Source organism: Streptomyces sp. NPDC023838, from assembly GCF_040639555.1.
In the GTDB taxonomy this organism is placed as follows: Bacteria; Actinomycetota; Actinomycetes; order Streptomycetales; family Streptomycetaceae; genus Streptomyces.
Window position 1 is genome coordinate 65,336 of the sequence record NZ_JBFAAD010000031.1, and the last position, 13,536, is coordinate 78,871.

Sequence of the window (13,536 nt, forward strand, 5' to 3'; positions counted from 1 at the left end):
TGTGGCTGGTCGCGCAGTTCCCCGCGCCCCTTCCAGGCCCCTTCGGGGGCCTGGATCTCCGACTGGCGACCGCCTGCTCGGATACTGACCTCGGTACCTGATACGGCCGGGGCAGACCTCAAGGAGAAACACCATGCCGCGTCCCGCGAAGGGTGCCCGCCTCGGCGGTTCCGCCGCGCACGAGAAGCTGCTTCTCGCCAACCTGGCGAAGTCGCTGTTCGAGCACGGCCGCATCACGACGACCGAGGCCAAGGCCCGCCGCCTGCGTCCGGTCGCCGAGCGCCTGATCACCAAGGCGAAGAAGGGCGACATCCACAACCGTCGCCTGGTGCTGCAGACGATCACCGACAAGGGCATCGTCCACACCCTCTTCACCGAGATCGCGCCGCGCTACTCGGAGCGTCCGGGTGGTTACACCCGTATCACCAAGATCGGCAACCGCCGTGGTGACAACGCGCCGATGGCCGTGATCGAGCTGGTCGAGGGCGAGATCGCCAAGAAGGCGACCGTCGCCGAGGCCGAGGCCGCCGCGAAGCGCGCCGTCAAGGAGGCCGACGAGGCCAAGGCCGCCGAGTCGGCCGAGGTCGAGGACGCCGCCCCGGCGGAGGAGTCGAAGGACGCGTAAGCGTTCCGCAGACTGACGGACGGGCCCGTTCCCTTCGGGGGACGGGCCCGTTCCGTTTCCCCGCCGCTTTCCGAGGCTGAGAGGATCTGTTACGTGAGTGATGAGGTGGAGCCCGGCCGGGTCCGGGTGCGTCTTGACCTGTCGTACGACGGCAAGGACTTCTCCGGCTGGGCCAAGCAGCCCAGCGGCCGGCGGACCGTGCAGGGCGAGATCGAGGGCGCGCTGCGGACGGTGACGCGGTCGGCCGAGACGTACGACCTGACAGTCGCCGGGCGCACCGACGCGGGTGTGCACGCGCGCGGGCAGGTGGCCCATGTCGACCTGCCCGAGGACGTCTGGGCCGAGCACCGCGAGAAGCTGCTGCGGCGGCTCGCGGGACGGCTGCCGCACGACGTCCGGATCTGGCGGGTGGCGGAGGCTCCCAGCGGGTTCAACGCGCGCTTCTCCGCGATCTGGCGGCGGTACGCGTACCGGGTGACGGACAACCCCGGTGGTGTCGACCCGCTGCTGCGCGGCCATGTGCTGTGGCACGACTGGGAGCTGGACGTCGAGGCGATGAACGCGGCCTCGGCCGCGCTGCTCGGCGAGCACGACTTCGCGGCGTACTGCAAGAAGCGCGAGGGTGCCACCACGATCCGGACGCTGCAGGAGCTGTCCTGGGTGCGCGGCGAGGACGGCATCGTGACGGCGACCGTGCGGGCGGACGCGTTCTGCCACAACATGGTCCGCTCGCTGGTGGGCGCGCTGCTGTACGTCGGTGACGGGCACCGGGGCGTGGAGTGGCCGGGCAAGGTGCTGGCGGCGGCGGTACGGGACTCGTCGGTGCACGTGGTCAAGCCGCACGGCCTCACCCTGGAGGAAGTCGGCTACCCGGCCGACGAGTTGCTGGCGGCGCGGAGCCGGGAGGCGCGGAACATGCGGACGTTGCCGGGTTCCGCGGGGGCGGATGCCGGGGCTGGTTGCTGCTGAGCTTCGGCTGCGGACCGTGGTGGGTTGCTCGTGCCGTTCCCCGCGCCCCTATGGGGCGCTGGGCGCGCCCCAATGCCGCGGCCCCGCGCCCCTTACGGGGCGCCCGTCGCCGCTGCCTGGGCCTGGGACTCGCCGCGGGCGACTATCTGACGGAAGGTGAATTCGGCCAGGTCGTCGCCGGGGGCGAAGGCGTTCTTGTCGCCCTTGGTGACGCTCTTGCCGTTGGTGTAGCCGCTGATGGTGAAGTAGGCGTACCGGCCGTATGAGTTGGAGGTGTTGCGGCAGACCGCGTGGCCGCCGTCGCAGAACCCGGGGACTCCGTCGCCCGCCAGCGGGGCGAGGCCGATGTCCGCCTGCTGCTTGGCGCGGGTCGCCTTCGCCTCGGTCTCGAAGGTGGCGACGCCGATGGTCACGGCGACGCCCTCCCGTACATAGGTGGCCCGGATGACCTGGTCGCAGCCGTTGGACTCCAGGGTCGCGCCGAGCGAGCCGCGGGTCGCGGCGGAGCAGTCGGTGGTCCGGGCGGTGGCGCCCTTGGTGTACGTGCGGTCGCCCATCTTCAGCGTCTTGCCCGGGAAGAGCGTGTCGGCGCTCAGCGGGGCCTTGTCCTTCTTGGCGCTGGATATGAAGTCGTGCGGGTTGGGCGGGGGCGGCGGCGCCACCGACGAGAACGACGGCTGCGGCTCGGCGGTGCCGCTGGGCAGTGTCTGCGGGGACGGCAGCTCGCTCGCGGACTTCCCGTCGGCGCCGTTCTTGGAGTCACCGGTGCTCACGATGGCGGTGGCGACGATGGCCACCACCGCGGCCGTGGCCAGCGCGCCACCGCCGATCAGCAGCCAGCGCTTCCTGCGGCTGCGCGCCGCGGCCTCGTCGGCGAGCGCCGCCCAGTCGGGTGTGCCGCCGCCGCTGCCGTTGTCCCCCGGGCCCCATGCGGGTCCCCCTTGCCCAAAGCTCATGGCGCGCATCTTAATTCGGTTGTGGGCGGACGCACCGGGTGGGCGACAATCCGGTCATGGGACATGTAGAGGCCGCACACTTGGAGTACTACCTGCCGGACGGGCGGGTCCTGCTCGGCGACGCGTCGTTCCGGGTGGGGGAGGGTGCGGTGGTGGCCCTGGTCGGGGCGAACGGCGCCGGTAAGACGACCCTCCTGCGGATGATCTCCGGCGAGCTCCAGCCGCACGGCGGGACCGTCACCGTGGGCGGCGGGCTCGGCGTGATGCCGCAGTTCGTGGGCTCGGTCCGGGACGAGCGTACGGTCCGTGACCTGCTGGTCTCGGTGGCTCAGCCGAGGATCCGGGAGGCGGCGGCCGAGGTGGACCGGGCCGAGCACCTGATCATGACGGTCGACGACGAGGCCGCGCAGATGGCGTACGCGCAGGCGCTGAGCGACTGGGCGGAGGCGCGGGGGTACGAGGCCGAGACGGTCTGGGACATGTGCACGATGGCCGCGCTGGGCGTTCCGTACGAGAAGGCGCAGTTCCGGCAGGTGCGCACGCTCTCCGGCGGTGAGCAGAAGCGGCTCGTCCTGGAGGCGCTGCTGCGCGGGCCGGAGGAGACGCTGCTCCTGGACGAGCCGGACAACTATCTGGACGTGCCGGGCAAGCGCTGGCTGGAGGAGAAGCTGAAGGAGACCCGTAAGACGGTCCTCTTCGTCTCCCACGACCGCGAGCTGCTCTCGCGGGCCGCCGACAAGATCGTGAGCCTGGAGCCGAGCCCGGCGGGCACGGACGTGTGGGTGCACGGCGGCGGCTTCGCCACGTACCACGACGCCCGCAAGGAGCGGTTCGCCCGCTTCGAGGAGCTCAAGCGGCGCTGGGACGAGGAGCACGCGCGGCTGAAGGCGCTGGTGCTGCGGCTGCGCAACCAGGCGGCGATCAGCCCGGACATGGCGTCGCGGTACCGGGCGATGCAGACCCGCTTCAAGAAGTTCGAGGAGGCGGGGCCGCCGCCGGAGCCGCCGCGCGAGCAGGAGATCTCGATGCGGCTGCGGGGCGGGCGTACCGGTGTCCGTGCCGTGACCTGCGAGAACCTTGAGCTCACCGGGCTCATGAAGCCGTTCTCGCTGGAGATCTTCTACGGGGAGCGGGTGGCGGTCCTGGGGTCGAACGGCTCGGGGAAGTCACACTTCCTGCGCCTCCTCGCGGGGGACGCGTCGGTGGCGTACGCGGGGAGCTGGAAGCTGGGGGCGCGGGTGGTCCCCGGCCACTTCGCGCAGACGCACGCGCATCCCGAGCTGCTCGGCCGCACGCTGGTCGACATCCTGTGGACGGAGCACGCGAAGGACCGGGGCGGGGCGATGTCGGTGCTGCGGCGGTACGAGCTGGAGCGCCAGGGGGACCAGGCCTTCGAGAAGCTCTCCGGCGGCCAGCAGGCGCGCTTCCAGATCCTGCTCCTGGAGCTGGCGGGGACGACGGCCCTGCTCCTGGACGAGCCGACGGACAACCTCGACCTGGAGTCGGCGGAGGCGCTTCAGGAGGGGCTGGAGGCGTACGAGGGCACGGTCCTGGCCGTCACGCACGACCGCTGGTTCGCGAAGTCCTTCGACAGGTACCTGGTCTTCGGCTCGGACGGGGTGGTGCGGGAGACGGGGGAGCCGGTCTGGGACGAGCGCCGGGTGTCCCGCGAGAGGTAGGCCCCACCCCGCCCCTTCCCTAAACCCTCCGGGGGTGGGGGGGAAGGGGGGGGATTTCTTCCCGGGGGCTCCGCCCCCGGGGGCCCCGAGCGGGGGCTACGCCCCCTGCACCCCGAGCGGGGGCTACGCCCCCTGCACCCCGAGCGGGGGCTACGCCCCCTGCACCCCGAGCGGGGGCGGTGTGGGCTGGGCGGCCAACCGGGGGCTGTTCCCCCGGGCCCCAGCGGGGCTGCCGCCCCTGCACCCCGCGCGGGGCTTCGCCCCTGCACCCCGCCCGGGGCTTCGCCCCTCTGTACCCCGCTCGCGGGACCAGCGCCCCTGACCCCGACCCAGCTAGGGGCGCGGGGAACTGCGCGACCAGCCCCCACCGGCCCGCAGGCGAAAACGTGCCCTCCCGGAGGGAGCCCGCGCCCGCCGGGCCTCACCCGGGGCCGAGCTCCCCGTCCCCCTTAGGGGCGCGGGGAACTGCGCGACCAGCCCCCACCGGCCCGCAGGCGAAAATGCGCCCTCCCGGAGGGAAGCCCCCACCGGCCCGCAGGCGAAAACGTGCCCTCCCGGAGGGAAACCCCCGTCGGCCCGCAGGCGAAAACGTGCCCGCCCCCGCCGCGCCCGCACGCGAAATCTCGCCCCCGGCGGACCGTTTTGACCCGCACGGGGGACCCCGGGTATTCTTCTGGTTCGTTATGCGTATTGGCTTGGTCGTTCTCACGCGAGGGGCCATTACGTAGGTTCTCTGGAGCAGTTACCAGTGGCTCGCATACGGGCAGCGTCCCCGGCATTGTGGGCCCAAGCTGCATGATCGCTTCAGGGTGCAATGTGTCTGGACCCCATCCACTGAAGAAGCGAAGGCTACGACCGTGCGTACGTACAGCCCCAAGCCCGGCGACATCACTCGCCAGTGGCACGTCATTGACGCCCAGGACGTTGTCCTGGGCCGTCTGGCGACGACCGCTGCGAACCTCCTCCGGGGCAAGCACAAGCCCGTCTATGCGCCCCACATGGACATGGGTGACTTCGTCGTCATCATCAACGCCGACAAGGTTCACCTGTCCGGCAACAAGCGCGAGCAGAAGCTGGCCTACCGCCACTCCGGCTACCCGGGCGGTCTCCGCTCCGTGCGCTACGACGACCTCCTGGCGAACAACCCGGAGAAGGCCGTCGAGAAGGCCATCCGGGGCATGATCCCCAAGAACTCCCTGGGCCGTCAGATGCTCTCGAAGCTGAAGGTCTACTCGGGCGACCAGCACCCCCACGCTGCCCAGCAGCCGGTGCCGTTCGAGATCACCCAGGTCGCGCAGTAGTTCCGGCCACCCCCTAAGACGAAAAAGAATCTGAGGAGCATCGTGGCCGAGACCACTGTCGAGACCCCCGTCGAGGGCGACGAGACCTACGACGCCGTGACCACCTTCGAGTCGGAGGTGCCCGTCGAGGGCGAGTACACCACCGAGTCGCTGGCGTCCCGCTTCGGCGACCCGCAGCCGGCCGCCGGCCTGGGTCGTCGCAAGAACGCCATCGCCCGCGTCCGGATCGTTCCGGGCACCGGCAAGTGGAAGATCAACGGGCGTACGCTCGAGGACTACTTCCCGAACAAGGTCCACCAGCAGGAAGTCAACGAGCCCTTCAAGGTGCTCGAGCTCGACAACCGCTACGACGTCGTCGCCCGCATCTCGGGTGGCGGCGTGTCCGGCCAGGCCGGCGCCCTGCGCCTCGGCGTGGCCCGCGCGCTGAACGAGGCGGACGTCGAGAACAACCGCCCGGCGCTGAAGAAGGCCGGCTTCCTCTCCCGCGACGACCGTGCGGTCGAGCGCAAGAAGGCCGGTCTCAAGAAGGCCCGCAAGGCCCCGCAGTACAGCAAGCGCTAAATCGCGCCTGCCGCCTGTACGGCTCTCGTCCGCCCCGGCAGCACTCTTGGTGCTGCCGGGGCGGCGTTGTTTTTGACACGAGTGGTGGGCGCCCGGGTGCGGCGCCGGTGGATCTCAATGGAGGACAGCAGTGGGACGACTCTTCGGCACGGACGGTGTACGCGGCGTGGCCAACGCCGATCTGACGGCTGAGCTCGCGCTCGGCCTGTCGGTCGCGGCGGCTCATGTACTGGCCGAGGCGGGTACCTTCGCGGGCCATCGGCCCACCGCGGTGGTCGGGCGCGACCCCCGCGCGTCCGGGGAGTTCCTGGAGGCCGCGGTCGTCGCGGGCCTCGCCAGCGCGGGCGTCGACGTGCTGCGCGTCGGCGTGCTGCCGACCCCGGCCGTGGCGTACCTCACGGGCGCGCTCGGCGCGGACCTCGGCGTGATGCTCTCCGCCAGCCACAACGCCATGCCCGACAACGGCATCAAGTTCTTCGCGCGCGGCGGCCACAAGCTCGCCGACGAGCTGGAGGACCGCATCGAGCGGGTGTACGAGCAGCACCGCACGGGCGAGCCGTGGGAGCGGCCGACCGGCGCCGGCGTGGGCCGCGTCCGTACGTACAAGGAGGGCTTCGACAAGTACGTCGCCCACCTCATCGGCGTGCTGCCGAACCGTCTCGACGGCCTGAAGGTCGTCCTCGACGAGGCGCACGGCGCGGCCGCGCGGGTCTCGCCGGAGGCGTTCACCCGGGCCGGGGCCGAGGTCGTCACGATCGGCGCCGAGCCGGACGGGCTCAACATCAACGACGGCTGCGGCTCGACCCACCTCGACCTGCTGAAGGCCGCCGTCGTCGAGCACGGCGCCGACCTCGGCGTCGCGCACGACGGCGACGCGGACCGCTGCCTGGCCGTCGACGCGCAGGGCAACGAGGTCGACGGCGACCAGATCCTCGCCGTGCTGGCCCTGGCCATGCGCGAGGCGGGCACCCTGCGGGGCGACGCCGTCGTCGGCACCGTCATGTCCAACCTCGGCTTCAAGCTCGCCATGGAGCGCGAGGGCCTCCAGCTGGTCCAGACGGGCGTCGGCGACCGGTACGTGCTGGAGTCGATGAAGGAGCACGGCTACGCGCTGGGCGGCGAGCAGTCCGGCCACGTGATCATCCTCGACCACGCGACCACCGGCGACGGCACGCTCACCGGTCTGATGCTGGCGGCCCGCGTCGCCGCGACCGGCCGCACCCTGGCCGACCTCGCGGGCGTCATGGAGCGTCTGCCGCAGGTCCTGGTCAACGTGCCGGACGTCGACAAGTCCCGGGTCTCCACCTCCGCCGAGCTGACCGCCGCGGTCACCGAGGCCGAGCGCGAGCTGGGCTCCACCGGACGGGTGCTGCTGCGCTCGTCGGGCACCGAGCCGCTGGTGCGCGTGATGGTCGAGGCCGCCGACATCGACCAGGCGCGGTCGGTGGCGGGCCGCCTGGCGGACGTGGTGAAGTCCGCGCTGGGCTAGGCCGGTCGCGTACGCCGGTCGCGTACGGCTGCGTACGCCCAACGAGTGGGCCCGCCGGGGGAGTTCCCCGGCGGGCCCACTCGTCTTTTCGTCGCTCGCGGCTACAACTTGCGCCTCGCGTCTACAGCTTGCGCAGGGACAGCTTCTGGACCTTGTGGTCGGGGCCCTTGCGGACCACGAGGGTGGCGCGGCCGCGGGTGGGGGCCACGTTCTCCAGCAGGTTGGGCCGGTTGATGGTCCGCCAGGCGGTGCGCGCGTAGTCGAGCGCCTCCTCCTCGGAGACCTGGGTGTACTTGCGGAAGTACGAGGACGGGTCCTGGAAGGCCGTCTCGCGCAGCTTGCGGAAACGATTCAGGTACCAGGTCTCGATGTCCTCGGTACGGGCGTCCACGTACACGCTGAAGTCGAAGTAGTCGGCGAGACCGACCCGGGTGCGGCCGTCCTGGCCCGGCAGGGCGGGCTGGAGCACGTTGAGGCCCTCCACGATGAGGATGTCCGGGCGGCGCACGGTGAGCACCTCGTCGGGCACCCTGTCGTAGATCAGATGGGAGTAGACGGGCGCGGTGACCTCGTCCTTGCCCGCCTTGATGTCCGCGACGAACCGGGTCAGGGCGCGCCGGTCGTACGACTCGGGGAACCCCTTGCGCGACATCAGGCCGCGCCGCTGGAGCTCGGCCATCGGATACAGGAAGCCGTCGGTGGTGACGCGCTCCACGCGCGGGTGCTCGGGCCAGCGGGCCAGCATCGCCTGGAGCAGCCGGGCCACCGTGGACTTGCCGACGGCGACCGATCCGGCCACGCCTATGACGAACGGGGTGCCGCGCTGGGCGCCGTGCCCGTTCTTGCCCGCGTCTCCCAGGAACGTGTTGAGCGCGCCGCGCAGCTCGGCGGTGGCCTGGACGTACAGGTTGAGCAGCTGGGAGAGCGGCAGATAGACGTCGCGCACTTCGTCCAGGTCGATGACGTCGCCGAGGCCGCGCAGCCGCTCCACCTCCTCGGCGGTCAGCGGCAGCGGCGACTTGTCCCGCAGCGCGCTCCACTCGCTGCGGGACAGGTCGACGTAGGGGGTCGAGTCCGCTCGGTGCTGGGCGCTTCGTGGCGGCGAAGTGATCACAGGCCCATTGTCGGGGGTGGCGGCCGGATGTGGGGGGTGGGGTGGGTCACGCGGCGGACAGCCGGGCCGGGGCCGCGGGCGTGGACCGGTTTCGCGGCCGTACGGTCGTAGGCTGCCGCCATGTGCGGAATCGTCGGGTACGTGGGAGCGCAGTCAGCGCTCGATGTTGTCATCGCCGGGCTGAAGCGGCTCGAATACCGGGGCTACGACTCGGCCGGCGTCGCGGTCCTCGCCGACGGCGGGCTGGCCGCGGCCAAGAAGGCCGGCAAGCTCGTCAACCTGGAGAAGGCCCTGGTGGACCGGCCGTTGCCGAGCGGCTCCACGGGCATCGGGCACACCCGCTGGGCCACCCACGGCGGGCCGACCGACGCCAACGCCCATCCGCACCTCGACAACGCGGGCCGGGTCGCGGTCGTCCACAACGGCATCATCGAGAACTTCGCGGCGCTGCGGGCGGAGCTGGAGGAGCGCGGCCACGCGCTGGCCTCCGAGACGGACACCGAGGTCGTCGCTCACCTGCTGGCGGAGGCGTACTCCTCGACCGAGGACCTGGCCGAGGCGATGCGGCAGGTGTGCCGGCGGCTCGACGGCGCGTTCACGCTGGTCGCGGTGCACGCCGACGAGCCGGACGTGGTGGTCGGGGCGCGGCGGAACTCCCCGCTCGTGGTGGGCGTTGGAGAGGGTGAGTCCTTCCTCGCCTCGGACGTGGCCGCGTTCATCGCCCACACGCGGTCCGCGATCGAGCTGGGCCAGGACCAGGTCGTGGAGCTGCGGCGGGACGGTGTGTCGGTCACCGACTTCGACGGGGCTCCCGCACAGGTGCGGTCGTACCACGTGGACTGGGACGCGTCGGCCGCGGAGAAGGGGGGCTATGACTACTTCATGCTCAAGGAGATCGCCGAGCAGCCCAAGGCCGTGGCCGATACGCTGCTCGGCCGGATCGACGGCGCGGGTTCGCTGACGCTCGACGAGGTCCGCATCCCCACCTCGGTGCTGCGCGAGGTCGACAAGGTCGTGATCGTCGCGTGCGGTACGGCGTACCACGCGGGCATGATCGCCAAGCTGGCGATCGAGCACTGGACGCGGATTCCCTGCGAGACGGAGCTCGCCAGCGAGTTCCGCTACCGGGACCCGATCCTCGACCGGCGCACGCTGGTGATCGCGATCTCGCAGTCCGGCGAGACCATGGACACGCTGATGGCGCTGCGGCATGCGCGCGAGCAGGGTGCGAAGGTGCTGGCGATCTGCAACACGAACGGCTCGACGATTCCCCGTGAGTCGGACGCGGTCCTCTACACGCACGCGGGCCCGGAGGTGGCGGTCGCCTCCACGAAGGCGTTCCTGACCCAGCTGGTCGCCTGCTACCTCGTCGCGCTGTACCTGGGCCAGGTGCGCGGGACGAAGTGGGGCGACGAGATCCGGGCGGTGATCCGGGAGCTGGCGTCGATCGCGCGGGACGTCGACCAGGTGCTGGAGACGATGGAGCCGGTGCGGGAGCTGGCGCGCTCGCTGGCGGCCAAGGACACGGTGCTGTTCCTGGGCCGTCATGTGGGCTACCCGGTGGCCCTTGAGGGTGCGCTGAAGCTCAAGGAGCTGGCGTACATGCACGCGGAGGGGTTCGCGGCGGGGGAGCTGAAGCACGGCCCGATCGCGCTGATCGAGCCGGACTTGCCGGTGGTGGTGGTCGTTCCCTCGCCGAAGGGCCGGTCCGTGCTGCACGACAAGATCGTCTCCAACATCCAGGAGATCAGGGCGCGGGGGGCGCGGACGATCGTGATCGCGGAGGTCGGGGACGAGGCGGTGGTGCCGTACGCGGACCATCTGATCCGCATCCCCGCGACGCCGACCCTGCTCCAGCCGCTGGTCGCCACGGTCCCGCTCCAGGTCTTCGCCTGCGAGCTGGCCACGGCGCGGGGCAACGAGGTCGACCAGCCGCGCAACCTGGCGAAATCGGTCACCGTCGAATGATCATCGGGGTGGGGATCGACGTGGCGGAGATCCAGCGCTTCGGGGAGTCCCTGGAGCGCACGCCGGGGCTGGCGCGGCGCCTGTTCGTGGAGCGGGAGCTGTTCCTGCCGAGCGGCGAGCGCCGCGGCACGGCGTCCCTCGCGGCCCGCTTCGCGGCGAAGGAGGCCCTGGCGAAGGCGCTGGGCGCGCCGGCCGGGCTGCACTGGACGGACGCGGAGGTGTACGTGGAGGAGAGCGGGCAGCCGCGGGTGCGGGTGCGGGGGAGTGTGGCGGCGCGGGCGGAGGCGTTGGGGGTTCGGGGGTGGCATGTTTCGCTGAGCCACGATGCGGGGGTGGCGTCGGCGGTGGTGATCGCTGAGGGGTGACCCCACCCCGCCCCTCCCGGGTCTTTGCCCCCGGGCCCCTGAGCGGGGCTGCGCCCGTGCACCCTCTCGGGGCTGCGCCCCTGCACCCTCGCGGGGCTGCGCCCCTGCACCCTCGCGGGGCTGCGCCCCTGCACCCTCGCGGGGCTGCGCCCCGGGCCCTCTTGTTCGTCTGCGGGCCGGTGGGGGCTGGTCGCGCAGTTCCCCGCGCCCCTAAAAACAGGTTGTTTCACGACTGCGGGCTGGTGGGGGTTGGTCGCGCAGTTCCCCGCGCCCCTTGAATGCCGCTGCGCGGCATCCCAGGGCGGGGCTGTGACATGTGCGGCTCCGCCCCGGAGGGGCGCATCGCATTTAGGGGCGCGGGGAACTGCGCGACCAGCCCACCACGGTCCGCAGACAAACAGGGGCCGGGGTGGAGCCCCGCCGGGGGGCCGGGGGCGTAGCCCCCGGGAGACGGGCCTCCGCCCACCCGGCCGCCCGGCCAGGGCTTTCGGGGAGGGGTGGGGTGGGGGGACCGGCCCCACCCACCCGCGAGCGGCGCCCGGTTGGGCGGGGTGGCAGCAGGGGCCGGGATTCGGGAGGGTGGGGGCATGCGTATCGCTTATCGGGTGGAGACCGTTCGGGCCGCCGAGCGGGAGCTCATCGCGCGGCTGCCCCACGGCGCCCTCATGCACCGCGCCGCCGCCGGGCTGGCCGCCGCCTGCGCGGGGATGCTCGGACGGGTGTACGGCGCCCGCGTCGTCGTGCTCGCGGGCAGCGGTGACAACGGCGGCGACGCGCTGTACGCCGGCGCCCGCCTGGCCCGGCGCGGCGCGGGTGTCAGTGCCGTGCTGCTCGCCCCGGACCGCGCCCACCCCGACGGCCTCGCCGCGTTCCTGCGCGCGGGCGGACGGGTGGCGGACGACCCGTACGACGTGCTCGCCGCCGCCGACCTCGTCCTCGACGGCATCACCGGCATCGGCGGACACGGCGGCCTGCGCCCCGACGCCGTCCCCGTCGCCCGCGCGGCCCGCGGGTCGAACGCCCTGGTCGTCGCCGTCGACCTGCCCAGCGGGATCGAGGCCGACAGCGGGGAGGTCCTGGGGGAGGCGCTGCACGCCGACGCGACCGTGACCTTCGGCGCGTACAAGCCGGGCCTGCTGATCGACCCCGCGCACGCGTACACCGGGGCCGTACGCCTCGTCGACATCGGCCTCGCGCCCCACCTCCCGTCCGTACCGGACTGCGAGGCGCTGCAGCACGCGGACGTGGCGCAGCTGCTGCCGGTGCCGTCGGGGGAGAGCGACAAGTACCGGCGTGGGGTGGTCGGGATCGTCGCCGGGTCCGCGCGCTATCCCGGCGCGGCCGTGCTCGCGGTGGCGGGCGCGCTGCACGGCGGGGCGGGGGCGGTCCGGTACGTCGGGAACGCCGCCGACGACGTCATCGCCCGCTTCCCCGAGACGCTGGTCTCGCCGGGCCCCCCAGCCAAGGCGGGCCGCGTCCAGGCCTGGGTCGTCGGCCCGGGCCTGGGGGACGCCCCCGGGGTCGAGGAGGTACTCGCCGCGGACGTTCCCGTGCTGGTCGACGCGGACGGGCTGCGGGGCCTGGACCCGGCGGCGGTACGGGCTCGGTCCGCTCCGACCCTGCTCACCCCGCACGCCGGGGAGGCGGCGGCGCTGCTCGGGGTGAGCCGGGCGGAGGTGGAGGGCGGGCGGCTCCACGCCGTACGCGAGCTGGCCGACCGGTATGGCGCGACCGTCCTCCTCAAGGGGTCGACCACGCTCGTCGCCGAGCCGGGCGGGGGTGCGGCGGTCCGGGTCAACCCGACGGGTACGCCCTGGCTCGCCACGGCGGGCAGCGGCGACGTCCTCTCGGGCCTGGCGGGTTCGCTGCTGGCCTCGGGCCTGTCCGCCCGGGACGCGGGGTCGGTCGGCGCCTACCTCCATGGCCTGTCGGCCCGGCACGCGGCGAACGACGCGCCACTGACGGCGTCGGGTGTCGCGGCGGCCCTGGCGGGGGCCTGGCGGGACGTCCACGCCCCGTAGCGGTCGCCCGGGCGGATAATTCCCCACCCCGCCCCTTCCCGAAAGCCCTGGCCGGGCGGCCGGGTAGGGCCCGAGCCCCGTCTCCCGGGGGCTCCGCCCCGGCCCCCGCGGGGCTGCGCCCCTGCACCCCCTCGGGGCTCCGCCCCGGCCCCCGCGGGGCTGCGCCCCTGCACCCCCTCGGGGCTCCGCCCCGGCCCCCTGTTTGTCTGCGGACCGTGGCGGGCTGGCCGCGCAGTTCCCCGCGCCCCTCCGGGGCGCACCCTGCTGGTCGCGCCCACGCGGCGGAGCCGCACATGTGACAGCCCCGCGCCCGTCCGGGGCGCACCCTGCTGGTCGCGCCCACGCGGTGGAGCCGCACATGTGACAGCCCCGCGCCCGTCCGGGGCGCACCGTGCTGGTCGCGCCCACGCGGTGGAGCCGCACATGTGACAGCCCCGCGCCCCTCCGGGGCGCACCGTGCTGGTCGCGCCCACGCGGCGGAGCCGCAC

At 72.9% G+C, this 13,536-nt stretch carries 11 protein-coding genes; 9 read left to right on the forward strand and 2 right to left on the reverse strand.

Features of this window, described 5'->3' with window-relative positions; genetic code table 11:
• The first annotated feature begins 133 nt into the window (after nt 1–133).
• Both rplQ and truA read left to right on the forward strand, forming a co-directional pair.
• On the forward strand, nt 134–625 hold the full coding sequence (rplQ, locus tag AB0G17_RS29435) for a 50S ribosomal protein L17 (protein WP_361389300.1): 492 nt from the start codon (nt 134–136) through the stop codon (nt 623–625).
• Between the two features lie 93 nt (nt 626–718).
• Nucleotides 719–1,594: a tRNA pseudouridine(38-40) synthase TruA gene (truA, locus tag AB0G17_RS29440; protein WP_361389303.1), complete on the forward strand. Its 876-nt coding sequence runs from the start codon at nt 719–721 to the stop codon at nt 1,592–1,594.
• A 92-nt stretch (nt 1,595–1,686) separates the two neighbouring features.
• Here the strand turns inward: truA and AB0G17_RS29445 are convergent, their stop codons facing one another.
• The gene (locus AB0G17_RS29445) at nt 1,687–2,550 is read right to left on the reverse strand and encodes a hypothetical protein (protein WP_361389305.1); all 864 of its coding nucleotides are present in this window, start codon (nt 2,548–2,550) and stop codon (nt 1,687–1,689) included.
• 56 nt (nt 2,551–2,606) lie between these two features.
• Here AB0G17_RS29445 and AB0G17_RS29450 point away from each other — a divergent pair, with 56 nt between their 5' ends.
• From AB0G17_RS29450 to glmM, 4 genes are all read left to right on the forward strand, one after another.
• Entirely contained in the window at nt 2,607–4,229 is a 1,623-nt protein-coding gene (locus AB0G17_RS29450; RefSeq protein ID WP_361389308.1) for an ATP-binding cassette domain-containing protein, read from the forward strand.
• A gap of 857 nt (nt 4,230–5,086) precedes the next feature.
• Nucleotides 5,087–5,530, forward strand: coding sequence for a 50S ribosomal protein L13 (gene rplM, locus AB0G17_RS29455; RefSeq protein ID WP_266982660.1), 444 nt, complete (start codon nt 5,087–5,089; stop codon nt 5,528–5,530).
• A 42-nt stretch (nt 5,531–5,572) separates the two neighbouring features.
• Entirely contained in the window at nt 5,573–6,091 is a 519-nt protein-coding gene (rpsI, locus tag AB0G17_RS29460) for a 30S ribosomal protein S9 (RefSeq protein ID WP_361389312.1), read from the forward strand.
• Between the two features lie 130 nt (nt 6,092–6,221).
• Entirely contained in the window at nt 6,222–7,580 is a 1,359-nt protein-coding gene (gene glmM / locus AB0G17_RS29465; protein WP_361389316.1) for a phosphoglucosamine mutase, read from the forward strand.
• 121 nt (nt 7,581–7,701) lie between these two features.
• Here glmM and coaA read toward each other — a convergent pair whose 3' ends face one another.
• Nucleotides 7,702–8,694, reverse strand: coding sequence for a type I pantothenate kinase (coaA, locus tag AB0G17_RS29470; RefSeq protein ID WP_361389318.1), 993 nt, complete (start codon nt 8,692–8,694; stop codon nt 7,702–7,704).
• 120 nt (nt 8,695–8,814) lie between these two features.
• On the opposite strand from coaA, the gene glmS reads away from it, so the two are divergent.
• The 3 genes from glmS (at nt 8,815) to AB0G17_RS29485 (ending at nt 13,048) form a co-directional block, all read left to right on the forward strand.
• The gene (gene glmS / locus AB0G17_RS29475) at nt 8,815–10,662 is read left to right on the forward strand and encodes a glutamine--fructose-6-phosphate transaminase (isomerizing) (RefSeq protein ID WP_361389321.1); all 1,848 of its coding nucleotides are present in this window, start codon (nt 8,815–8,817) and stop codon (nt 10,660–10,662) included.
• A complete protein-coding gene (locus AB0G17_RS29480; RefSeq protein ID WP_361389324.1) occupies nt 10,659–11,027 on the forward strand; it encodes a holo-ACP synthase in 369 nt (122 codons plus the stop codon). The genes glmS and AB0G17_RS29480 overlap by 4 nt, the downstream gene beginning before the upstream one ends.
• A 587-nt stretch (nt 11,028–11,614) precedes the next feature.
• On the forward strand, nt 11,615–13,048 hold the full coding sequence (locus AB0G17_RS29485) for an NAD(P)H-hydrate dehydratase (protein ID WP_361389327.1): 1,434 nt from the start codon (nt 11,615–11,617) through the stop codon (nt 13,046–13,048).
• Nucleotides 13,049–13,536 lie beyond the last annotated feature (488 nt).